Raw genomic sequence first — 21437 nt, forward strand, 5'->3', positions numbered from 1 at the left:
GCAAGGAGCAAAGTGTGGCTGCGGTCATCCATAATGAGATGCTGGACGAGATTCTGGCGCAGGTTCGTCCGTTACTGGGGCAGGGTAAGGTTGCCGATTACATTCCCGCGCTGGCTTCGATCAGCGGTAATAAGCTCGGTATCGCCATTTGTACTGTCGACGGTCAGCGTTTTCAGGCGGGAGACGCGCTTGAGCGCTTTTCGATTCAGTCGATCTCAAAAGTGCTTAGCCTCGTTGCCGCCATGCGCCAGTATGACGAGCAGGAGATCTGGCAGCGGGTAGGCAAAGATCCGTCCGGTCAGCCGTTCAACTCCCTTCTCCAGCTGGAAATCGAACAGGGTAAGCCGCGTAACCCGTTTATTAACGCCGGGGCGCTGGTGGTGTGCGATATGCTGCAAAGCCGGCTGAGCGCGCCGCGCCAGCGGATGCTCCAGATTGTGCGGCAGCTTTCCGGCGTGCAGGACATCGCCTACGATCCGGTGGTAGCGCGCTCTGAGTTTGAACACTCTGCACGTAACGCCGCCATCGCCTGGCTGATGAAGTCCTTCGGCAACTTTCATAATGACGTCGCCACGGTGCTGCAAAACTATTTTCATTACTGCGCGCTGAAGATGAACTGCGTCGAACTGGCGCAGACTTTTCTGTTTCTGGCGCATCAGGGCCATGCCCCGCATCTGGGCGAGGACGTTGTCTCCCCGATGCAGGCCCGGCAGATCAACGCCTTAATGGCAACCAGCGGGATGTATCAGAATGCCGGGGAGTTTGCCTGGCGCGTGGGGCTGCCGGCTAAATCCGGCGTTGGCGGTGGGGTCGTGGCGATTGTCCCTCACGAGATGGCGATTGCCGTCTGGAGCCCGGAACTGGACGAGACCGGAAATTCACTGGCGGGCGTGGCGGCGCTGGAACAGCTGACCAAACGCCTTGGACGGTCCGTATACTGATGTCCACGTTAGATCCTCTGTTCGCGCGCCTGGCTCGCTCCACGTTCCGTTCACGATTTCATTTAGGGACGAAAGAGCGGCAATACTGCTGGGATAAGGGCGCGGAGACTATCGATAAGCATGCTGCTGATTTTGTCGCCGCGCGGCTGGCGCCTGCACACCCGGTGAATGACGGTAAGCAGACGCCAATGCGCGGCCATCCGGTTTTTATCGCCCAGCATGCCACGGCAACCTGCTGTCGGGGCTGTCTGGCTAAGTGGCACGCTATCCCGCATGGCGTGCCGCTGAGTGCGCAGCAACAACAGTATATCGTCAACGTAATCCATCATTGGCTGGTCATAGAGGTAAATCGTGCCTCCTGAACTGACAATGTCTCTGTTTAAGCTACGCTTTTACTAATGCTCAGCGTCAGGAGACGTTATGAAGGCACCTCAAATTCCCGTGAATGAAGCGGAGCGTATGAATGCTCTGCGCGAGTCCGGTCTGCTTGAGATCGACAATTACCCCGCGTTTGATCGTCTTACGCGGCTGGCAACACGCTTTTTCAGGGTGCCGCTGGCGATGATTACGCTGGTGGATGACCACGCCGCGATCGTGAAGTCTGCCGACGGCCAGGTACCTGCCACCCAGCCTCGCGATCTCTCGTTTTGTGGTCATACGATCCTGGGTGACGCGCCGCTGGTGGTGAGTGACACGCTGCTGGACGAACGCTTTGCGGATAATCCGCAGGTGGTGGGAGATCCGGGCGTGCGCTTTTACGCCGGTTTCCCGCTGCGTTTACGTGACGGGGCGTGCGTGGGATCGTTGTGTCTCATTGATTACGCGCCTCGTGAGTTTACCGCGGCGGATGCCGCCGTACTGGCCGATCTCAGCGCGCTGGCAGAGGATGAATTTGCGGCCGTTAGCGCGGCCACAACCGATGAACTTACGGGGCTTTTTAACCGTCGCGGGTTTAACCAGTTTGCGCAGTTTGCACTGTCGGTTTCGCAGCGTCGGGCAGAACCCTTAACCCTTGGCTGGCTGGATCTGGACCATTTCAAAACCATTAACGATCGCTTCGGACATCAGGAGGGGGACAAAGCTCTGAAAGCGATGGCCGCCCTGATGCGTTCCTCGTTCCGCGAGGCCGATCTGCTGGTACGTTTCGGGGGAGATGAGTTCGCGGTGCTGTTTGCGGATACCGATGAGCCTGGCGCCTGGATCGCCATGCAGTATCTCGTTGAACAAACGGAAAAGTATAACGCGCGTCAGCTGCATCCCTGGTCGTTACAGTTTTCCTGGGGGCTGAGCGAGTTCGATCATCACCGCAACGATATGCAGGCATGGCTAAAACACGCGGATGCGCAAATGTACGCCATGAAGCGGCAACACCACGGCGAGAAATGACATAACGAAATCCTATGTCATCACTTATTGCGTTACAAAAATGTTAATAGCAAAGTGGAGAGATTCAACCTAAGGACGCACAATGAACTCTCCCATGCTGATTAAACCTCTCTCCCGGCAGGACATCCTCACCCACATCGATGCCCTGAACGATATTCTCATCAACTGTGTCAACGGCGGCGCCTCCGTCAGCTTTATGCTGCCTTTTTCTGCCGGGAAAGCCCAAACCTTCTGGGTCGGCGTCGCAGACAGCGTCGGGCGCGACGAGCGTACCGTCCTGGGCTGTTTTGATGCGGAGCAGGGGCTGGTTGGCACGGTCCAGCTGATCACCGATCAGCCTGAAAACCAGCCGCACCGTGCAGATGTTGCGAAATTGCTGGTTCATGAGAAAGCGCGCCGTAAAGGGGCGGCAATGGCGCTGATGGAAGCCCTGGAGGCGGTTGCACGTGAAAAAGCGCTTACGGTACTGGTGCTTGATACCTCAACCGGCAGCGGCGCGGAGACGTTTTACCAGAGAGCAGGCTGGCAAAAGGCGGGGGAGATCCCACGCTACGCCCTGATGCCGAACGGGGACATGACGGCGACCTCGGTGTTCTATAAATTTCTGTGATTATTTTTCACCATCGCATCCTGAGTTGATCCAGACAGGGGTTATGGTCCTGAAGTTTTGATAAGTTATCACACCAATCTTATCAGGCTGTATGACTAATCATAAAGGACCTCCATTGTGAACACACTCAACCGTCGTGATTTCCCCGGTGCGCGCTATCCTGAACGTATCATCCAGTTTGGCGAAGGTAACTTCCTGCGCGCGTTCGTTGACTGGCAAATCGACCTCTTAAACGAGCATACCAATCTCAATGCCGGTGTGGTGATTGTGCGGCCGATCCAGAGCGATTTTCCGCCGTCCCTGAGCACCCAGGATGGTCTGTATACAACGATTATTCGCGGTCTGAATGAGCAGGGGGAAGCGGTAAGCGATGCGCGTCTTATTCGTTCCGTGAATCGTGAAATCAGCGTCTACAGCCAGTACGATGAATTTCTGAAGCTCGCCCATAACCCGGACATGCGGTTTGTCTTCTCCAATACCACGGAGGCGGGGATCAGCTATCACGCGGGGGATAAGTTTGACGATGCGCCAGCTGTCAGCTATCCGGCCAAACTGACGCGTCTGCTGTTCGAGCGCTTTACCCACTTTAACGGGGCAGCGGATAAAGGCTGGATTATCATTCCTTGCGAACTCATCGACTACAACGGCGATGCCCTGCGTGAACTGGTGCTGCGCTATGCACAGGAGTGGGCGCTGCCGGCGGCATTCATTGCGTGGCTGAATGATGCTAACACTTTCTGTTCGACGCTGGTTGACCGCATTGTTACCGGCTATCCGCGTGATGAGGTGGCAGAGCTGGAAGCCGGTCTGGGCTATCACGACAGCTTCCTCGACACGGCGGAACACTTCTATCTGTTTGTTATTCAGGGGCCGAAATCACTTGCAGCGGAACTGCGCCTGGATAAATACCCGCTCAATGTCCTGATTGTTGACGATATCAAACCGTATAAAGAGCGTAAGGTGGCGATCCTCAACGGCGCGCACACGGCGCTGGTTCCGGTCGCTTTTCAGGCCGGCCTGGATACGGTAGGGGAAGCCATGAACGACGCGGAAATTTGCGCGTTCGTAGAGAAGGCTATTTATGAGGAGATTATTCCGGTCCTGGATCTGCCGCGCGACGAGCTGCACTCCTTCGCCAGTGCCGTAACGGGACGTTTCCGTAATCCGTACATTAAGCATCAGCTGCTGTCGATTGCACTGAACGGGATGACCAAGTACCGTACCCGTATTCTGCCGCAACTGCTGGCAGGGCAGAAGGCGACCGGCAAACTGCCAGCACGTCTGACCTTTGCTCTGGCGGCGCTGATTGCATTTTACCGTGCCGAGCGCAACGGTGAGCGCTATCCGGTGCAGGACGATGCGCACTGGCTTGAACGTTACCAGCAGTTGTGGACGCAACATCACGACAAACAGGTCACTACCCGTGAACTGGTATCGTCAGTGTTAAGCGTGAGCGAGCACTGGGAACAGGATCTGACTCAGGTGAACGGACTGGTAGAACAGGTTGCGCAGGATCTGGATGCGATTTTAAGCAAAGGCATGCGCGATGCGGTGAAACCGCTCTGCTAATCATGATGCCCGGCGTTTGCCGGGTTTTTTACAGACCCTATTTAGTTACAACATACTATGTGCTCTTTTTTTAAAAAGCACATGCAGCACCGTGCGCGTAAAGCTTTGCAGGTCAGAAAATGCAATGAATTAGTAACAAGCTTGCAACCGTGAGGGGGATCACGTTTAATAGCCGCGCTCTTTACTTATCTGAAGCTGATTATGATTGTTCGACCTCAACAGCACTGGCTGCAACTGATTTTTGTCTGGCATGGTTCGGTACTCCCCAAAATTTATACCCGACTGCTGCTTAACTTCCTGCTTTCCATCGCCGTGATTGTCATGCTGCCGTGGTACACCTCGCTGGGCATTCGGTTTACCGTCGCGCCGTTCAGCATTCTGGGTGTGGCTATTGCCATCTTCCTGGGATTCCGTAATAACGCCTGTTATTCCCGCTACGTTGAGGCACGTCTGCTTTGGGGGCAGTTGATGATAGCGGCGCGCTCGCTGTTTCGCGAGGTAAAAAACACGTTGCCGGATGATAAACATCTTGGAGAGTTTGTCCGCCTGCAAATCGCGTTTGCTAACTGTCTGCGTATGACCCTGCGCAGAGAAACCAATGCCGATCAGCTGTCCCGCTATCTGGCTCCAGACGATTTACGCAAAGTGATGGACGCCAACTCGCCAGCGAACCGTATCCTGCTGATCATGGGGGAGTGGCTGGCCGTACGGCGGCGTAGCGGGCACCTTTCAGACATCCTGTTTCACAGCCTCAACAACCGCCTGAATGATATGTCCATCGTGCTGGCTGGCTGTGAGCGTATCGCCAATACGCCAGTCCCGTTTGCCTATACGCTGATCCTGCACCGGACGGTGTATCTGTTCTGCATCATGCTGCCGTTTGCGCTGGTAGTTGATCTGCATTACATGACGCCCTTTGTCTCTGCGCTGATTTCCTACACTTTTATCTCGCTGGATACGCTGGCGGAAGAGCTGGAAGATCCGTTTGGGACGGAAGATAACGATCTGCCGCTGGACGCCATCTGCAACATGATGGAGCGCGATCTGTTGCAGATGAACGATGAAGAGAACATCCCTGAAAGACTGATGCCGGATAAGCATTATCAGCTGACCTGACGGGCATTCCACTCATCGCGGGTGATTTCCCACAGCTCCGAATCCAGCAGGCCGCTGACATAGGCTTTCTTCTCCGTCCTGATGAGCCGCATGCCGCTGCTGTCTGAAATTCGTCGGGAGCGGCTGTTGGCCGCCGCTTTCGGCGCGCGTAACACCGGTTTATTGAGCGTATTGAACCAGTAGTCCGTGGCTGCAATACTCGCCTCGCGCATATATCCCTGGCCCTGAAATTCCGGTGCGAGCCAGAAGCCCCGGTTGTTGTCCTCCACGTCATACAGGCAAATCAACCCCATCAGTTCGTCAGGCGCTTCGCGACGGCGAATCGTCCAGAACCACGCAATCCCTTTGGCCATATCGGGTAGTGCAACGTTATTAACATAATTTTCTGCACCGTTTTCCGGGTAGGGCCAGGGGACTGAAGCCACCATATAGCGGACAATCTCCCAGCGGGGATAGCGTTGCTGGATCTGGACGGCATCGGCGGCAACAAGGGGTTTAAGTAATAAGCGTTCTGTCGTAAGCGTGGGTATCGTCATCCGGTGATCTCCATATTTGAGCGTTATCATTTGTTTGGGTTCTGATATTTCATCAATATCACATTCCAGTTGGTCGTGCTTTTGTTATTCAGATTTATCCATAAAGGAGTATGTAATGCCAAGAAAAGCCAGGCCCGAAGAAGCCGAAACACTCTGGCACGTCCGTAACGAAGCGATGCGCCATGGCTGTAAAATCTGTTACGACGCAGAAGTGATTGCGCGCTGGACGTCAGAAAAGATGCCTGAACATTACCGTACCTCCAGGTCGATTTCGTGTTATAGGCCTGCCCATGCAGGAGCTGAACTGCTCCCAAATGGAGCTACGGTTTACGAAGTTCAATAGCTTATTTACATTTGCTTACATAAATACACTTTCTTTACATTAAGTAATATAAGATATTTTTTTAGCACAAAATGCAAAACTAAATTAAATGGAGATGATTTATGTCGAATATAAGAGCATTAAGCCTTAATGAGATAGCATTAGTAAGTGGCGGCAATGGAAGCGGTAATTATGAAGGTGTCGGTAGTCGTAACACCAGCTCTAAACCTGGTAATTCAAAAGGAAACAATGGCTCTATTTACAAGGGCGTTGACTCATGCGGCGCAGGAATCATCGGTGGTCTAATCGCCGGCTCTCCTGGGGGGCCAGTGGGTATGACCGCTGGGGTAATTGGTGGAGCTATAGCTGGCCAGTGCACAAAAGAAAGTTTTTCAGATCGTGGTAGTAAAGATAAAAGTAATAATTACAACGGCCCCGGACAATGCCGTTGGTAAGTAATTTGAGTTGTGTGTGATAATAATTTAAAAGCTCATTATAACTGAATGTTATTCTAGGTGTTTCGATATTTAATGATTATTCGAAGTAGTCATGATGAGCTATTGTTTTTGATAAAGTTAATGTAATCACAAGTATCGGGTTAAGCATGAAACAATTTTTAAATTTCCTAATTTACTTATTTTTTTTCATTATCGCATTTACCCTTTTGAAATACGCTGAAGTTCTTGAGTTTGACGAAGTATCACGGCCAGGGATTATATCAAGGTTTATTATTGCGTTGATTGTATTAATAGCAGTAACTCGATGGGGCGTTAACTTGATGAATAGGTTTAAAAGTAAATAAAGTACACTCCGATAAAAATTGTTGTGTTGCAGAATGGAATCATTACAAATGTTCACTGAAGTTAAAGTGCATGATATCAAAAAATGATTACGATATCATAGCCATATTTGTTGATTCTTATATAAAATATGAATTAATAATAGGTTGAACATGATAATCTTTAGGCATGTCTATCCATTCATTTATAGTAAGAAAAACGTAATTGTTCTTTTTATTGCGTCTGTTATCTCAATAATAATTACGTTATCGCCATCCATAACCCTCCGCTATCTTACTCTCGATGTGTCATTTTTCTTATTGTTTATTGCGGAATTTTCAATTGCATTTTTCTTGTATATTTTTTACTTAAGGAAGTTGGATGGTTTTAAATTACGCCCAAGTAGAGATTTAACTTCAATAAAATTTTCTATTGTTGTGTTGTTTGTCATTTTGCTGGTTCAGTATAATGTTTATCTTTACAGGGATAATTTATATCATTATGGACCTTCCCATATTAGTTTTATAGCATTTATAATAGCCACCTTCGTAGTCCCATATTATGAGGAGATTATATACAGGGGCTGTATCTTCGGTGTTTTCCACTCAATTTTTAATAAAAAGTATATTATCCCATGTATATTGACTTCATTGTCTTTTTGTCTGATGCATGGACAGTATTATAACATTTTAGATCAATCCATTCTTTTTTTGGTGTCAATATTGCTATTAATAGTTAGAATAAGAAGCAGAGGGCTTTTTTATCCTATTATAATTCATTCGTGCATGAATGCTTTTGTTTTGTCGTTAAATTTTTGAAGGGTATTTGGGATATGAATATCTTCAGGGAAGAGGCTTTAAATCATCAAACAGATTCTGATTATGGTGAGATTGTCTTACCTGCGTCATTCGGTTTATCAGTAAGCGCACTCACAACGTTATTCATATTTCTGTGCCTGATACTCTTTATTCTTTATGGTAGCTATACACGTAAGGCTCACCTTTCCGGAATCGTTATGCCCTCATCCGGGCTGGTAAAAATCACTCCTCAATATGCTGGCTACGTAACCAAATTGACCGCCTCAGAAGGTCAACACATTATTGCCGGTGAGACTCTTTATCATATCAGCGGTGAACATTTCAACGAACAGGGGGCAGGTACACTCGCTGCTATAAGACTTTCCCTACAAACTCAGTTTACAATGCTGACTTCTCAACAGACCCTGGAATTGCGTGACAACAGTCAGCAGCAGCATGCCATACAACAGCGAATAGTTTCCCTGAAACCTCAGGTTAAAAGTGCAGAAAAGCGTCTGTCACTTGCCGTGCATCAGGCTGCGCTGGCCGTGTCTGTTATGGAGCGCTATAAGAAACTTGCTGATACGCATTACGTATCAGATATCGAATACCAGCAGAAGCAGATTGACGTTTCAACGTCACAGCAAAACGTTGAGGATCAGCGTCAGGGGCTTCTGCAACTGCACACCGCGATGGAGGCTGCTAAAGACGACCTTGACCATCTCATCGTTCAGGGTGAAAGCCGGAAGGCTGAAATGGACAGGCAGTTGCAGGTGATCAGGCAACAGCAGGACGAACTGGCAGGTAAGGAAAATTTCACGCTGACTTCACCGGTATCCGGAACCGTTGCTGCTGTGCTGGTCAGACAGGGACAGTCTGTCAGGGCATCTGAACCTGTCATGACCCTCATTCCCGACAATGCCCGTTTGCAGATAGAACTCTATGCTACCAGTCAGAATGCTGGCTTTATTCAGGCGGGGCAGCGTGTTGCCCTGCGGTTCTCTGCCTTCCCCTATCAGAAGTTTGGTGTGCAGTACGGGACTATCCGTGAAATAAGCCATACAACGCTGACATCTTCTGATTTACTCTCCGTATCTCCTGTGACCTGGAAGGAGAATGAAGGTCATTACCGCGTCATCGTTGAACCTGAAAATACTTTTATTCTGGCTTATGGGAAACAGGAAGCCCTGCGCCCCGGCATGGTTCTTGAGGGGGATGTCAGCCTGGATACCCGCAATTTGTGGGAGTGGCTGACTGAGCCGCTCTGGAGCCTGAAAGGAAAGCTGTGATGGATACACTCAAATGGACCGGGAGAAAACAGCTTCCTCTCACCCGACAGACAGAGTCAGCGGAATGTGGTTTGGCATGCCTGGTCATGATGGCCTGCTGGCATGGTCTGCAAACAGACTTACCCACACTGCGCGAACGTTTCAGTATCAGCTCACAAGGGATGACCCTGCAGAGACTGACTGAATGTGCGGCCGGTATCGGATTATCCAGCCGGGCAGTTCGGCTGGAGCTTGAGGACCTAAGATCCCTTTCTCTCCCGTGTATTCTCCACTGGAACATGAATCATTTTGTTGTGCTACATAAAGTTCGCGGAAGCAGGCTGGTTATTCATGATCCGGAAAAGGGAAAAGTAACGCTCTCCCTACAGGATGCTGGAAAACATTTCACCGGCGTCGCGCTGGAGCTGATGCCAGCCAGTGATTTTACCGCTCGGGATGAAAGGAAAAAAATCCATCTGCGCCAACTGACAGGTAAAACACCGGGTCTGTTGTCGGCAATGTCGCGAATTATCGTTTTTGCCGTGGCACTCGAAATCCTGACACTGGGAAGCCCGCTTCTCAACCAGCTGGTGATTGATGAAGTCCTGGTGGCTGCCGACCAGAGTTTGTTGACCGTCATTATTATTGCGCTTCTGCTGATGTCACTGACCCAGATGCTGCTGTCACTGGCCCGCCAGTGGGCGAGTATTACACTGTCCGTCAATTTTAACATGCAGTGGACAGCACGGGTTTTCCATCATCTGGTCCATCTTCCTCTGGCCTGGTTTGATGCACGCAGTAAGGGGAGTATTAATGCTCGTTTTGAGGCGGTAGATACCATCCAGCAGGCGCTGACTACGCAAGTGCTGGAAGGTATTCTGGATGTGTTGCTCGTGGTGACTGCGCTTTGCATGATGCTGCTGTACAGTCCTGAAATGACATTGATCGCCGTACTTGCAGCCATTTTCTATGGTGTGTTGAGGGCACTGTGGTATCCGTCCCTTCGACAGTCGGCAGAAGATGCCTGGGATGCAGGTGCCAAGGAGTCCGGGCATTTTCTTGAAACACTCAACGGGATCCTCAGCCTGAGAATTAACGGTGTGACGGCACATCGTGAGGCCGCCTGGCTGAATCTCAACGTTGCCCGCAGAAATACGCAGTTGCGTCAGAGCCGTCTGCTGATGTGCTATGACATTGCTCACACTCTTACCGGCAGCGTGGTATCAGCAATCATTTTGTGGAAAGGCGCCGGGGAGGTATTGAATGGAACCTTCACCGTCGGCATGCTGGTTGCTTATTTATCCTATCAGACGCGTTTTTCTTCCAGTATCAGTAGCCTGACTGATAAGTTTTTTTCCTGGCGTATGCTCGATGTTTACAACGAACGACTGGCTGATATTGTACTGACCCCGACAGAAGGCCTTCAGCAACAGCCTTTTCGTGAGCATAACAACGCTTCGCACATTCCTTCTGTATCCCGCAGGGAGATGGATGAATATGCTCATGCTCCTCTAGTACTTGAGCACATCATCTTCAGCCACAAGGGAGGGGAAAATCCGATAATCGGCGGGGTGTCGCTGACACTCAATCCCGGAGAAGTCGTTGCCATTACAGGTAAATCCGGATGCGGGAAAACGACACTGGTGAAGCTTATCCTTGGGATCCACATCCCTGATGAGGGCAGGATCAGGGCATTTGGCATATTGCATACGCATCCGGATTATTTTCAGGTTCGTCAGCGTATCGGTACCGTACTGCAGGATGACCATCTTTTCAAAGGTTCTGTAGCAGATAACATTATTTTTTTCAGTGATGACCGAAATTATGAACGAATGATCCAGTGCGCAAGACTGGCACTTATCGACAGCGATGTTATGGCAATGCCGATGGGGTATCAGACGCTGATTGGTGAAACCGGCGGAGGGCTTTCCGGAGGACAAAAACAACGCATTCTGCTGGCAAGGGCGTTGTACAAGAAACCGGGATTCCTGTTACTGGATGAAGCGACCAGCCACCTTGATGTTGAGAGTGAAATCCGGATAAGCCAGACCTTACGTCAACTGGGGCTTCCTGTTCTGCTGATAGCCCATCGCCCGGAAACCATAGCCTCTGCAGACCGGGTTTTGTATCTGGCAGACGGCTACTTAACGGAGCTGAATCTCCAGCATACAGTCAATAATGGCGAGTCTGTTTGTGAATATACTAATGACGTGATGGCAAAAAATTAACCTTAACGTACATAATTTTCGATATCCAAACTTACCCCTATCTGGAAGATCTATTTGTTGACGCTGCCGAACGTGGCGCAGGGGCGGGTAAAGCGCTTATCGACGCCCTGATCGATGAGGGTAAGCGGGAAGGGTGGTCAAAACTCTACTGGGTAACCCGCCTGCACAATCCGGCGCGTAAGCTGTATGACCACTATGGTGAAGCCGACGATTACGTCCGGTACCGAATCACCCCTTAACCGGGTTTGTATCACACTGTATCTGCGTCTGTGATACATACACAGGTATGCAATAAAGCCGCATCCGCACACATCTCCTATACAAACGCATGGTGATATATCTCCGTCAACTGAACTCACCCGGAGATAACATCATGTTTAATAAACTCGCATACTCAGCCGTCGCCCTGACCGTTTCACTTGGCACCGTGATGTCCTGTCAGGCAGAAGCGACGGGTAAGGATTACGCGTCGGCTTTTAACCAGGTTAAACAGATTAACGCTGGCGATTTGAACGTCGGTTACGTCGATATCGGGCCAAAAGAGGGGCAACCGGTGATCCTGCTGCATGGCTGGCCGTACGACATTCACAGCTACGCTGAAGTGGCCCCCGCGCTGGCCGCGAAAGGGTATCGTGTCATTGTGCCGTCCCTGCGCGGGTACGGCACCACGCGCTTTATTTCTGATAAAACGCCGCGAAACGGCCAGCCTTCGGCAATGGCAAAAGACATCGTTAACCTAATGGACGCCCTGAATATCAGACAGGCGGTGTTTGCCGGTTATGACTGGGGGGCGCGTACGGCGGATATCGTTGCGGCGCTCTGGCCGGAACGCGTGAAATCGCTGGTCTCGGTGAGTGGCTACTTGATCAGCAGCCAGGCGATTGGCAAACAGCCTTTACCGCCGAAGGCAGAGGTTCAGTGGTGGTATCAGTTCTATTTCGCCACGCCGCGCGGTGCGGAAGGCTATGCTAAAAATACGCACGATTTTGCCCGGCTGATCTGGTCCCAGGCTTCGCCTGACTGGAAATTCAGCGATGCCACCTTCAATGCGAGCGCCAAATCCCTCGATAACCCGGACCACGTTGCCGTCACGCTCAGTAATTACCGCTGGCGTCTGGGGCTGGAGAAGGGGGAGCAGAAATATGACACCTACGAACAAAAGCTGGCTAAGCTGCCGAACATTACGGTGCCGACCATCACCATCGAGGGCGGTAACAACGGGGCACCACATCCTGCACCCGCAGCCTATGCGGGGAAATTCACCGGAAAATATGAGCACCGTACTTTCGGCGCAACGGTGGGCCACAACCCGCCGCAGGAAGATCCGCAGGACTTTGTTAAAGCAGTTGTCGACGCGGATAAGCTCTGATATGTGCTATTTTCAATCCGTTACCTCTTAATCAGGAGCCTGCGGTGGAGCATATTGATCACATCCTTGTCGTCGATGACGACAGGGATATTCGTGAACTGATTGTCGATTACCTCGTGAAATCCGGCTATCACGCCTCTGGTGCGGCGAACGGAAAAGAGATGCGCATGGTGCTCGACAAACAGCATATCGACCTGGTGGTGCTGGACGTGATGATGCCCGGCGATGATGGCCTGACGCTGTGTCGACAGCTGCGCAGCAGCAGGCATAAGGATCTGCCGATCCTGATGCTTACCGCGCGCAATGAAGACACGGACCGGATCCTGGGGCTGGAGATGGGCGCGGACGATTACGTGGTGAAACCGTTTGTGGCCCGCGAGCTGCTGGCACGTATTAAAGCCATCCTGCGTCGTTTTCGCACTATGCCGCCTAATCTTCAGGTCACCGAGGCAGGGCGTCTGGTGGTGTTCGGTGACTGGCAGCTGGATACCGTGGCGCGTCATCTGATTGATAACGAGGGACTGATTGTGGCGCTCAGCGGGGCGGAATACCGTCTTCTGCGCGTATTCCTCGACCATCCTCAACGGGTGCTGACCCGCGACCAGTTGCTGAACCTGACGCAGGGACGTGACGCCGAGCTGTTTGAACGTTCGATTGATCTCCTGGTGAGCCGCGTGCGACAGCGCCTGAATGAAGATGCCCGCACGCCAGCCTACATTAAAACCGTACGCAGCGAGGGCTACGTTTTTACCATGCCGGTGACCATCGTCGAGGCCAATGAATGACGCTGTGGCCCCGCACGTTACTGGCCCGGCTGCTGATCATTGTGCTGCTCGGGCTGTTGCTGGCTAACGCGCTCAGCCTGACGCTGGTCATGGTTGAGCGAATGCGCAGTGCGCGCACGGTTATGCTGGGCAATCTGGAGAACGACGTCGCGACCAGCGTGGCCATTCTCGACCGGCTTCCGGCCAAAGAGCGGCCAGAGTGGCTGGAACGCCTCAGTCGCGGTAATTATCGTTATATTCTTGGTCCGGGCGAGCCAGGCGCAGCACCAACGGATAAACGCTCGCGCGATGCGGTCCGAACCCTGAAAGAGACGCTTTCTTCCCAGTATCCGCTGCGTTTTACGGCCGTTCCGGGGCCGATTTCCCATATTCAGGCCCATCTGACGCTCCGCGACGGCGCACCGCTCACCATCGATCTGATCCCGCGCATGCCGCCTGTCGCCAGCTGGTTGCCCGTGGTGCTGGTTCTTCAGCTGTTACTTGTCGCGCTCTGCTCCTGGGTTGCCGTGCGCCAGGTTGTCCGGCCCTTCCTGCAATTCACGCGCGCGGTTGATTCCCTCGATCCTGCGGCCCATTCTCCGATGACTGAAAAAGGTCCGGTTGAGGTGCGCCAGGCAGCGCACGCTTTTAATGAGATGCAGTCGCGGATACAGACCTATCTGCGTGAACGCGCGCAGATTCTGGCGTCCATTTCTCACGATCTCCAGACGCCCATCACGCGCATGAAGCTGCGGATCGAAATGGCGGATCAGCCCGAACTCCGCGATAAGCTGCTGAGCGACCTGGATAATATGTCGCGCCTGGTAAGGGAGGGGATTGCCTATGCCCGGTCATCAGAATCTCTGGAAGAGACCACGCTGAAGCTGGAGCTGAATGCGTGGGTTAACAGCATCGCCAGTGATTATCAGGACATTGGTAAAAACGTGCAGTTTCATGCACGCAATGCGCGTCTGCCGATCGTCACTCGTCCCCAGGCATTGCGCAGGGTAATGACCAATCTGCTCGATAATGCGCTGAAGTTTGGCGATAGCGCGGTAATAGAGATTGATGAAAATGAAAGGCAGGTAGCGATCCGCATTATGGATAACGGCCCTGGCATCCCGGAGGCAGAACTGGAGGCGGTGTTACAGCCGTTCTACCGGGTTGAAACGTCGCGCAACCGGGAAACGGGCGGCACCGGGTTAGGCCTCGCCATTGCCGCGCAGCTCACCGCCCAGCTTGACGGGAAATTGCATCTTGCAAACCGGGCAGAGGGAGGGCTGGCCGTAAGCGTGATCCTTCCGCGCGGTTAATTGTACGCCTGTGTATCTGCACCCCGCGCCGATACGCAGGCAGACAAAATCCAGCTTTTCAAACACGGCCTGAACACATTCGTACGATGAAATGACCTCACTGCATCTTCGCAGCAACCGTATCGTGAGGTCGTTATGTTTATGATAATCGCTTTTTTAGGCGGCATGATTAGTCTGCTCAGTCCGTGCACGCTTCCCGTCATTCCTCTGCTGTTCGCCGGCTTTCAGGGGCAGCGCAAACACATTCTGGCGCTTCTGGCGGGAATGATTGTGATGTTCATGTTGGTGGCGATGGTAGTAACGGTTGCCAGCGAGTGGATCGCTGACGCCACCGTTATCGGTCGCTGGATTGCGCTGCTGGTACTGAGCATTGCCGCCCTGGCCCTGATCTTCCCGCAGTTCGCTCAGCGCATTGCCCGCCCGGCGGTCAGCGCGGGAAACGTTCTCAATACCCACAGCATGCAGCGACGCGGTCTGGTTTCGGCTTTTCTGGCAGGGCTGGCCGTTGGGCTGCTGTGGTCCCCCTGTGCCGGACCGATTCTCGGGGCGATCTTCAGCATTAATATTGCGGGCCACTCGGCCATCGCAACCGGAGCGCTGTTAGCCGCTTACGGCAGCGGGTGCGCGTTGATGCTGGGGCTGCTTGTCGCGGGGGGCCGTAAGCTGATAACCCCTCTGAGAGCCAAATCCGCATTGATGGCACGTTTGCGTCAGGGAGCGGGAGTGATGATGTTAGCCGCCGTTGCGTTCAACGCCAGCGGAATGACCTCAGCCCTGAAAGGCGCCAACGGTGTTGCCGACCAGCTGGAAAACGCCCTGTTGAGCCTTGCGCAACCAACCTCCACGCAGGTGAAACTGCAACCGGTCGCTGACGCGACGCCGGGCAGCCAGCTACCGTCATTAAGCGGCGGTACGGGTTGGGTTAACGGTGACCCTGTCACGTCTGAGGCCTTGCGTGGGAAAGTTGTGCTTATCGATTTCTGGACCTGGGACTGTATCAACTGCCAGCATACCCTTCCGCATGTGCGTGACTGGGCGAAGAAATATCAGTCTGAAGGTCTGGTGGTGATTGGCGTCCACACCCCGGAATACCCCTGGGAAAAGCCGTTATCATCGGTGAAAAACGCGGTCAACAAATGGCAGTTGCCGTACCGCGTAGTGACGGATAATAACTACAAAATCTGGAGCGCGTTCGGAAATCAGTACTGGCCCGCACATTACTATTTCGATGCGAAAGGGCAACTGCGTTACACCGCGTTTGGCGAGGGGAGCTATGACAAGCAGGAGGCCGTGATTCAGCAGTTGCTCAAGGAAGCGCGTTCCTGATCCGGCTTACGGAACCCGCTGAGCCACCAAAAACAGGCGCGGAAAAGCCAGCAGTATCTGCCCGTTCTCCTGGAGCGGATACTGCTCTTCCAGCAGCTCAAGGTAGCGTTTCAGATAGTTTTTCTGCTCGCTTTCGTTGAGTTCCTGTAACCACGGGCGTAACCCTGTAGCGCTGACCCAGTCAATAATCGCCTGATGAGAGCTCATCTGATGGAAGTAAGTGGTGCGCCAGATATCCACGTCGCATCCCGCTTCCGTCAGAATATCGTAGTAGGCATGGATACCCGGCAATGGCTCGCGGCCACGATCGGGGTAGCCCTGTTCCCAGGCAACTTCACGCATCAGGGCGTGCGTCGGCTCAAGCCAGTTGTCAGGCATTTGCACCGCCAGCACGCCGTTTAACTGGAGCAGTGAAACCAGGTGTGGCAGAAGGTGGTAATGGTCCGGGATCCATTGCAGTGAGGCGTTGGCGTAGATCAGGCTGAGCGGCTGGTCAGGTTTGTAGTGCCGGATATCCGCCTCAACAAAGTGGCAGTCTGGCAGGGCCTGTCGGGCTTCCTCCAGCATGGCCGGAGAGTTATCCACGCCGGCGATCTGCGCAGAAGGCCAGCGCTGTTTCAGCAGCGCGGTGCTGTTGCCTGGCCCGCAGCCCAAATCCACGCCAGAGGTTATGTCAGCAAGCGGCACCCGGGCGAGTAACTCAGCGGCGGGACGTGTTCGTTCTGCGCTGTACTGTAGATAAAGAGAGGGATCCCAGTCGGCCATTTTCGCATCTCCATGTTGAGGTGTTCAGCAAGAATAGCACAGGCAAATACCTGCGCCGGGGCAGGTATCTGGCTAATGGTGAGATTATAAAATGCCTTTGAGGGCCAGGTGATAGAGCAGCATGATGGTTTTTCCGTCGACAATCTGCCCATTTTCAATGCCCCGAAGCGCGTCGTCCAGCGTCATTTCCAGTACGTCGATATCTTCTCCCTCTGCTTTAACGCCGCCGCCCGCGCTGGTCCGATCCTGCGGATGATATTCCGCCAGATAGAAGTAGAGTTTCTCGGTAACCGAGCCCGGGCTCATATAGGCCTCAAAAATTTTCTCTACGCGCGTCACCTTATACCCGGTTTCTTCTTCCGCTTCGGCCTTAATCCGGCTTTCCGGGTCAAGGTTATCGAGCAACCCGGCGGCCGCCTCAATGAGATCCTCTTCGTGACCATTTATAAACACCGGGAAACGGAACTGACGCGTCAGAATGACGGTTTTGCTGTCGCGATTATAGAGCAGGATCGTCGCGCCATTCCCCCGGTCATACACTTCACGCTCTTGTCGCTGCCAGTCGCCATCGCTGCGCTGGAGGTCAAAAGTGTATTTTTTCAGGTTATACCAGTTGTCGGACAACGTTTCGCTGTTGATAATGCGTATATCTGCACGTTTTGATTGCACGTTTGGCTCTCCTCTCGTAGAGTAAGCATCATAAACAGCACTATCGTGCAAATACAAGGCATATCGTGCAGCAACAGGAATAATTCATGCTCACAAGCCAGCGTAAACAGTTGATTCTGGAAAAACTGGAGGCGGAAGGTCAGGTCCAGTCTACTGCGCTCAGCCTCTTTTTCTCGGTGTCTGAGGACACTATCCGCCGGGATTTACGTGAACTGGCGGCAGAAGGGCGTTTGCAGCGTGTTCACGGCGGTGCACTGCCAGCATCGTCAGCGATTGCGCCTTTTGCCGAGCGTCAGTCCGTTAAAATGGATGCAAAAAAACGCGTGGCACGGCGAGGCGCGCAGCTCATTTTACCGGGGCAGGTGGTGATCATTGATGGCGGGACGACCACCTCCGAACTTATTACGTTCTTACCACCCGATTTACGGATAACCGTGGTGACGCACAGCCCGGGTATCGCTTTGGGGCTGGTCGACCATCCATGCATAGAGGTGATCCTGATTGGTGGTCGTTTGTATAAACACTCCATCGTCACGGTCGGCGCGGCCGCTATTGAAGGCATCAATAATATTCATGCGGATCTGTTCTTCATGGGGGTCACTGGCGTCCATCCTGAGGCCGGGCTGACCACCGGAGATTATGAAGAAGCGTGCATCAAACGTGCATTTTCCGGCAGAGCGGCGGAAACGGTGGTATTGGCCTCACCGGAAAAGATCAACACGGCCTCGGCGTTTGTGATTGGCGACCTGTCGCTGGTGAATACGCTGGTTGTTGAAAACACAACGGATGAACGCTGGGTGAGCGCTCTGAAAGAAAAGGGCGTTGCGGTGATCGCAAGCCAGTAAATATCTGCTTTTTTGCCAGCCTGACCGCGTGGCTGTCAAACAGACAAAGGTTATCCTTCACGCGGATTTCTAGACTAAGGCTTTCATCTGTTTAAGGACAAGCCATGAAAGCGGTCTCCATTCTGACGTGCGGCGCGGACCCAACCGCGCAACGCCTGTCAACGTCTGCCATTCAGCTGGCCATAAATAGCGCTCAACAGAACGATGTCATTGTTATTCCGCAAGGCCGTTTTCTGACCGGAGCACTGTTTCTGAAAAGCGGTGTTTCGCTTTGCCTGGACGCTGGCGCACAGCTCGTTGGAAGCCAGGATCTGGCTGATTATCCATTGATAAACACCCGGGTGGCCGGCATTGATATGCGCTGGCCGGCAGGCATTATTAATATCATCGATTGTGAAAACGTCAGTATTACCGGTACAGGTACGATAGACGGGCAGGGTGTTATCTGGTGGCGACGCTTCTGGGGCGATGACGAGCGCAGCGGCATGGTCGGCGATTACAGCGCCAGAGGATTGCGCTGGGTGGTTGATTACGACTGTCAGCGCCCGCGCAATATTCTGGTCTTTGAAAGCCAGAGCATTCTGCTGCGTGATTTTACCAGTCGGGAGTCCGGATTCTGGAACGTGCACCTTTGTTATTCGCGCCATATCACGGTTGAGGGCGTGAAAATCAGCAATTCTGCGGGGCCGAGCACCGACGGGATTGATATCGATTCCTGTGAACAGGTGCGGGTTGAACGCTGCATTGTTTCCTGTAATGACGACAATATCTGCATAAAATCAGGACGAGGACGCGAAGCGGCGCAAAAAGCACGTACAGCACGGGATATAGTGATTCGCGGTTGTACGCTGAATAAGGGGTCCGGGATCACGCTGGGGAGCGAAACCTCAGGCGGCATTGAACGCGTCCTGATAGAAGATAACGCGTTTAACGGTACGGGCGTCGGGTTTCGCATTAAGTCGGCCCGCAACCGGGGCGGATTTATCCGTGATATCACCGTCCAAAATTTACATCTTACGGACGTACGTTTCCCGGTGCTGATCCAGCTGAACTGGTTTCCGCAGTACAGCTATGGCGACCGGGGAAATTTATCTGATAAACCAGAACACTGGCGCAAGCTGGCTGAAGGTGTTGAGGGCGAAGCCGGTCTTACTGCGGTCAGCGGACTGACGATTAAAAATATGTCGGCGCATCGCTCAGACAACAAATATTTCTCGCGTGCATTTTTCATTGAGGGGTATCCGGAGCGTCCTGTGACCGGGTTAACGCTGGACGGAATTTTGATTGACGCGTCAGAGTTCGGGAAAATTTCCGGTGTGGATGGGTTGCGCTTTAAGGATGTGCAGGTGACTGCCGTAGAGAACACGCAAGACCGTAACGACAGTTATGAGCGTTGATGTATTGCACGGTGAAGGCGTTAACGTTACTGTTAGAGAGCTACAAGTAAAGAAATCAGGGGCTTACCGTGAAGAAAGAGATGAAAACACTGGAATCGAGACAGATTTATCGTAACCGCTGGATGTCGCTAAAGGAAGACCGGATTCTGAGAGCCGATGGGAGCGAGGGGCTTTATTCCGTCATTGAAAAAGATGATTTCGTGGTCATCATTCCGGTTGAGAATGATGAAATCTATCTGGTTGAACAATACCGATACCCTCTGGGCCAGAGAACCACAGAACTCCCTCAGGGAAGTTGGGAATGTTCTCGCGACGCTGCACCTGAAGACGTTGCCAGAGGCGAGCTTAAAGAAGAAACCGGGTTAAGCGCCGGGAAAATGGAGTACGTCGGTTATCAAAAGCTCGCACAGGGTTATTCAGCCCAGGGTTATCATATTTACCTTGCCACGGAGCTGACATTTACCGGCCAGCAACTGGAGGAGGAAGAATACGGCCTGACGGTGAAAAAAATTAAAATTAGTGCCTTTGCTCAATTAATACGTGACGGCAAAATCACTGACGCCACCTCAGTTACGGCATTCCTGCTGGCGAGAACAAAAAATATGTTCTCTTAATCATAACGTTTTAGATTAATATTGAGTCTCCACATCATTGTCAAAGCCAAGTTCAGATGCCCGGGGCAGCGAAAAGCTCAAATATTTGCTCTGTGCCAGGAGCGGACGTTAATGTCAATGCTCTCAGGCGGAGGCACACCAGAAATGGCTGCATCCTGATAAAATGGTGTTATTGCTTGGAGGTTATTTTTCATATCCGTATAAATTAATCCTACCTGACAAGTACTCACCTAAATATACTTCACTGATTTTACTGAAGCCTTTCTTTGTAACTTCAGTTTCTAACCATTCACTGTCTTTATTAAGGATTTCTAGCAGGTCATGGTTGGCCAAACCGTCCACTATAATTGGATAGCGTATATTTTCATCGCCACTTTGTATGATGGTTAATTGCCCATTTTGTTCGAGAACGACGCGTTTTAGTTGTTCTATCTCATAAATTCCATTTGCTCTTAATTTGAACATTAGATCATTTGCAGAAACACCATTCCGTAAACACTCCTTAACATTAACACTGCCATTGTGTACTAAGGTAATCGGTTTCCCATCAATTATCCTTTTAATTAATCGATTGTTTTCCTTCAGGAATTTAAGAGCGAAGACCAAAAGAGTCCATATGATTAGTACCAGAATAAATTGAAGAACCGATATAGATTCGTTGTAAATTACGCCCCCTATAATTCCCCCCAGCACATAGTTTTGAACCTGGTCCATTGCAGATGAGGGGGCCAGATTTCCTTTTCCCATAAGATTTATTTGAACAATTAAACACAGTATCCCCAGGCCCAACTTTATTATGATAGGTAAATAAATTATCATTTCC

The 21437-nt window shown here is 51.9% G+C and carries 22 protein-coding genes; 18 read left to right on the top strand and 4 right to left on the bottom strand.

The genetic code is table 11. The annotated features are described in order from the left end of the window. Positions 1-14: 14 nt before the first annotated feature. The 6 genes from glsB to ACQG1Y_RS11720 all read left to right on the top strand — a co-directional run bounded on the left by glsB (position 15) and on the right by ACQG1Y_RS11720 (position 5622). Positions 15-941: a glutaminase B gene (gene glsB / locus ACQG1Y_RS11695; RefSeq protein ID WP_003857165.1), complete on the top strand. Its 927-nt coding sequence runs from the start codon at positions 15-17 to the stop codon at positions 939-941. Beyond that, entirely contained in the window at positions 941-1303 is a 363-nt protein-coding gene (locus ACQG1Y_RS11700; protein ID WP_368740417.1) for a DUF4186 domain-containing protein, read from the top strand. The genes glsB and ACQG1Y_RS11700 overlap by 1 nt, the downstream gene beginning before the upstream one ends. Positions 1304-1361: 58 nt before the next feature. Beyond that, on the top strand, positions 1362-2327 hold the full coding sequence (locus ACQG1Y_RS11705; RefSeq protein WP_023296617.1) for a sensor domain-containing diguanylate cyclase: 966 nt from the start codon (positions 1362-1364) through the stop codon (positions 2325-2327). A gap of 82 nt (positions 2328-2409) precedes the next feature. Continuing rightward, positions 2410-2937 (top strand): GNAT family N-acetyltransferase, encoded by a 528-nt coding sequence (locus ACQG1Y_RS11710; RefSeq protein ID WP_086524474.1) that lies wholly within the window; start codon positions 2410-2412, stop codon positions 2935-2937. Between the two features lie 117 nt (positions 2938-3054). Further along, positions 3055-4506 carry a tagaturonate reductase gene (locus ACQG1Y_RS11715; protein WP_316350727.1) on the top strand — a complete coding sequence of 484 codons (1452 nt, stop codon included), beginning with the start codon at positions 3055-3057 and terminating at the stop codon, positions 4504-4506. A gap of 201 nt (positions 4507-4707) precedes the next feature. Beyond that, the gene (locus tag ACQG1Y_RS11720; protein ID WP_003857155.1) at positions 4708-5622 is read left to right on the top strand and encodes a bestrophin family protein; all 915 of its coding nucleotides are present in this window, start codon (positions 4708-4710) and stop codon (positions 5620-5622) included. Here ACQG1Y_RS11720 and ACQG1Y_RS11725 read toward each other — a convergent pair. Further along, positions 5610-6158, bottom strand: a complete 549-nt coding sequence (locus tag ACQG1Y_RS11725; RefSeq protein WP_023303733.1) for a GNAT family N-acetyltransferase — start codon at positions 6156-6158, stop codon at positions 5610-5612. The two genes, ACQG1Y_RS11720 and ACQG1Y_RS11725, sit on opposite strands and share 13 nt — an antisense overlap. Positions 6159-6602: 444 nt before the next feature. On the opposite strand from ACQG1Y_RS11725, the gene ACQG1Y_RS11730 reads away from it, so the two are divergent. The 9 genes from ACQG1Y_RS11730 to ACQG1Y_RS11770 all read left to right on the top strand — a co-directional run bounded on the left by ACQG1Y_RS11730 (position 6603) and on the right by ACQG1Y_RS11770 (position 16324). Beyond that, a complete protein-coding gene (locus ACQG1Y_RS11730; RefSeq protein WP_071591736.1) occupies positions 6603-6935 on the top strand; it encodes a hypothetical protein in 333 nt (110 codons plus the stop codon). Positions 6936-7432: 497 nt separating this feature from the next. Continuing rightward, positions 7433-8077 carry a CPBP family intramembrane glutamic endopeptidase gene (locus ACQG1Y_RS11735; RefSeq protein ID WP_023300106.1) on the top strand — a complete coding sequence of 215 codons (645 nt, stop codon included), beginning with the start codon at positions 7433-7435 and terminating at the stop codon, positions 8075-8077. 14 nt (positions 8078-8091) lie between these two features. Then, entirely contained in the window at positions 8092-9345 is a 1254-nt protein-coding gene (locus ACQG1Y_RS11740) for an HlyD family secretion protein (protein ID WP_032624257.1), read from the top strand. Continuing rightward, a complete protein-coding gene (locus ACQG1Y_RS11745) occupies positions 9345-11552 on the top strand; it encodes a peptidase domain-containing ABC transporter (RefSeq protein WP_017382355.1) in 2208 nt (735 codons plus the stop codon). Before ACQG1Y_RS11740 ends, ACQG1Y_RS11745 begins: the two co-directional genes overlap by 1 nt. Positions 11553-11563: 11 nt before the next feature. Then, positions 11564-11791 carry a GNAT family N-acetyltransferase gene (locus ACQG1Y_RS11750; protein ID WP_265187980.1) on the top strand — a complete coding sequence of 76 codons (228 nt, stop codon included), beginning with the start codon at positions 11564-11566 and terminating at the stop codon, positions 11789-11791. A gap of 134 nt (positions 11792-11925) precedes the next feature. Then, a complete protein-coding gene (locus ACQG1Y_RS11755; protein WP_368740415.1) occupies positions 11926-12921 on the top strand; it encodes an alpha/beta fold hydrolase in 996 nt (331 codons plus the stop codon). A 44-nt stretch (positions 12922-12965) separates the two neighbouring features. Then, the gene (locus ACQG1Y_RS11760) at positions 12966-13706 is read left to right on the top strand and encodes a response regulator (RefSeq protein WP_048973863.1); all 741 of its coding nucleotides are present in this window, start codon (positions 12966-12968) and stop codon (positions 13704-13706) included. Then, entirely contained in the window at positions 13703-14998 is a 1296-nt protein-coding gene (locus ACQG1Y_RS11765; protein WP_032653580.1) for an ATP-binding protein, read from the top strand. The genes ACQG1Y_RS11760 and ACQG1Y_RS11765 overlap by 4 nt, the downstream gene beginning before the upstream one ends. 135 nt (positions 14999-15133) lie before the next feature. Further along, positions 15134-16324: a cytochrome c biogenesis protein/redoxin gene (locus ACQG1Y_RS11770; protein ID WP_063659845.1), complete on the top strand. Its 1191-nt coding sequence runs from the start codon at positions 15134-15136 to the stop codon at positions 16322-16324. A gap of 6 nt (positions 16325-16330) precedes the next feature. On the opposite strand, the gene tam is transcribed toward ACQG1Y_RS11770, so the two are convergent. After that, on the bottom strand, positions 16331-17089 hold the full coding sequence (gene tam / locus ACQG1Y_RS11775) for a trans-aconitate 2-methyltransferase (RefSeq protein WP_032669878.1): 759 nt from the start codon (positions 17087-17089) through the stop codon (positions 16331-16333). Between the two features lie 84 nt (positions 17090-17173). After that, complete coding sequence (locus ACQG1Y_RS11780; RefSeq protein WP_017382349.1) at positions 17174-17758, bottom strand: NUDIX domain-containing protein; 585 nt, start codon at positions 17756-17758, stop codon at positions 17174-17176. 86 nt (positions 17759-17844) lie between these two features. Between ACQG1Y_RS11780 and ACQG1Y_RS11785 the strand changes: the two genes are divergently transcribed. The 3 genes from ACQG1Y_RS11785 to ACQG1Y_RS11795 all read left to right on the top strand — a co-directional run bounded on the left by ACQG1Y_RS11785 (position 17845) and on the right by ACQG1Y_RS11795 (position 20614). Then, positions 17845-18603 (top strand): DeoR/GlpR family DNA-binding transcription regulator, encoded by a 759-nt coding sequence (locus ACQG1Y_RS11785; protein WP_045341969.1) that lies wholly within the window; start codon positions 17845-17847, stop codon positions 18601-18603. 104 nt (positions 18604-18707) lie between these two features. Continuing rightward, positions 18708-20000 (top strand): glycoside hydrolase family 28 protein, encoded by a 1293-nt coding sequence (locus ACQG1Y_RS11790; RefSeq protein WP_048973861.1) that lies wholly within the window; start codon positions 18708-18710, stop codon positions 19998-20000. Between the two features lie 68 nt (positions 20001-20068). Next, complete coding sequence (locus tag ACQG1Y_RS11795; RefSeq protein ID WP_185855161.1) at positions 20069-20614, top strand: NUDIX domain-containing protein; 546 nt, start codon at positions 20069-20071, stop codon at positions 20612-20614. A gap of 183 nt (positions 20615-20797) precedes the next feature. Here ACQG1Y_RS11795 and ACQG1Y_RS11800 read toward each other — a convergent pair whose 3' ends face one another. Next, on the bottom strand, positions 20798-21433 hold the full coding sequence (locus ACQG1Y_RS11800; RefSeq protein WP_015570517.1) for a DUF421 domain-containing protein: 636 nt from the start codon (positions 21431-21433) through the stop codon (positions 20798-20800). Positions 21434-21437 lie beyond the last annotated feature (4 nt).

Source organism: Enterobacter cloacae complex sp. 397G4, assembly GCF_050031515.1.
Taxonomy (GTDB): domain Bacteria; phylum Pseudomonadota; class Gammaproteobacteria; order Enterobacterales; family Enterobacteriaceae; genus Enterobacter; species Enterobacter hormaechei_C.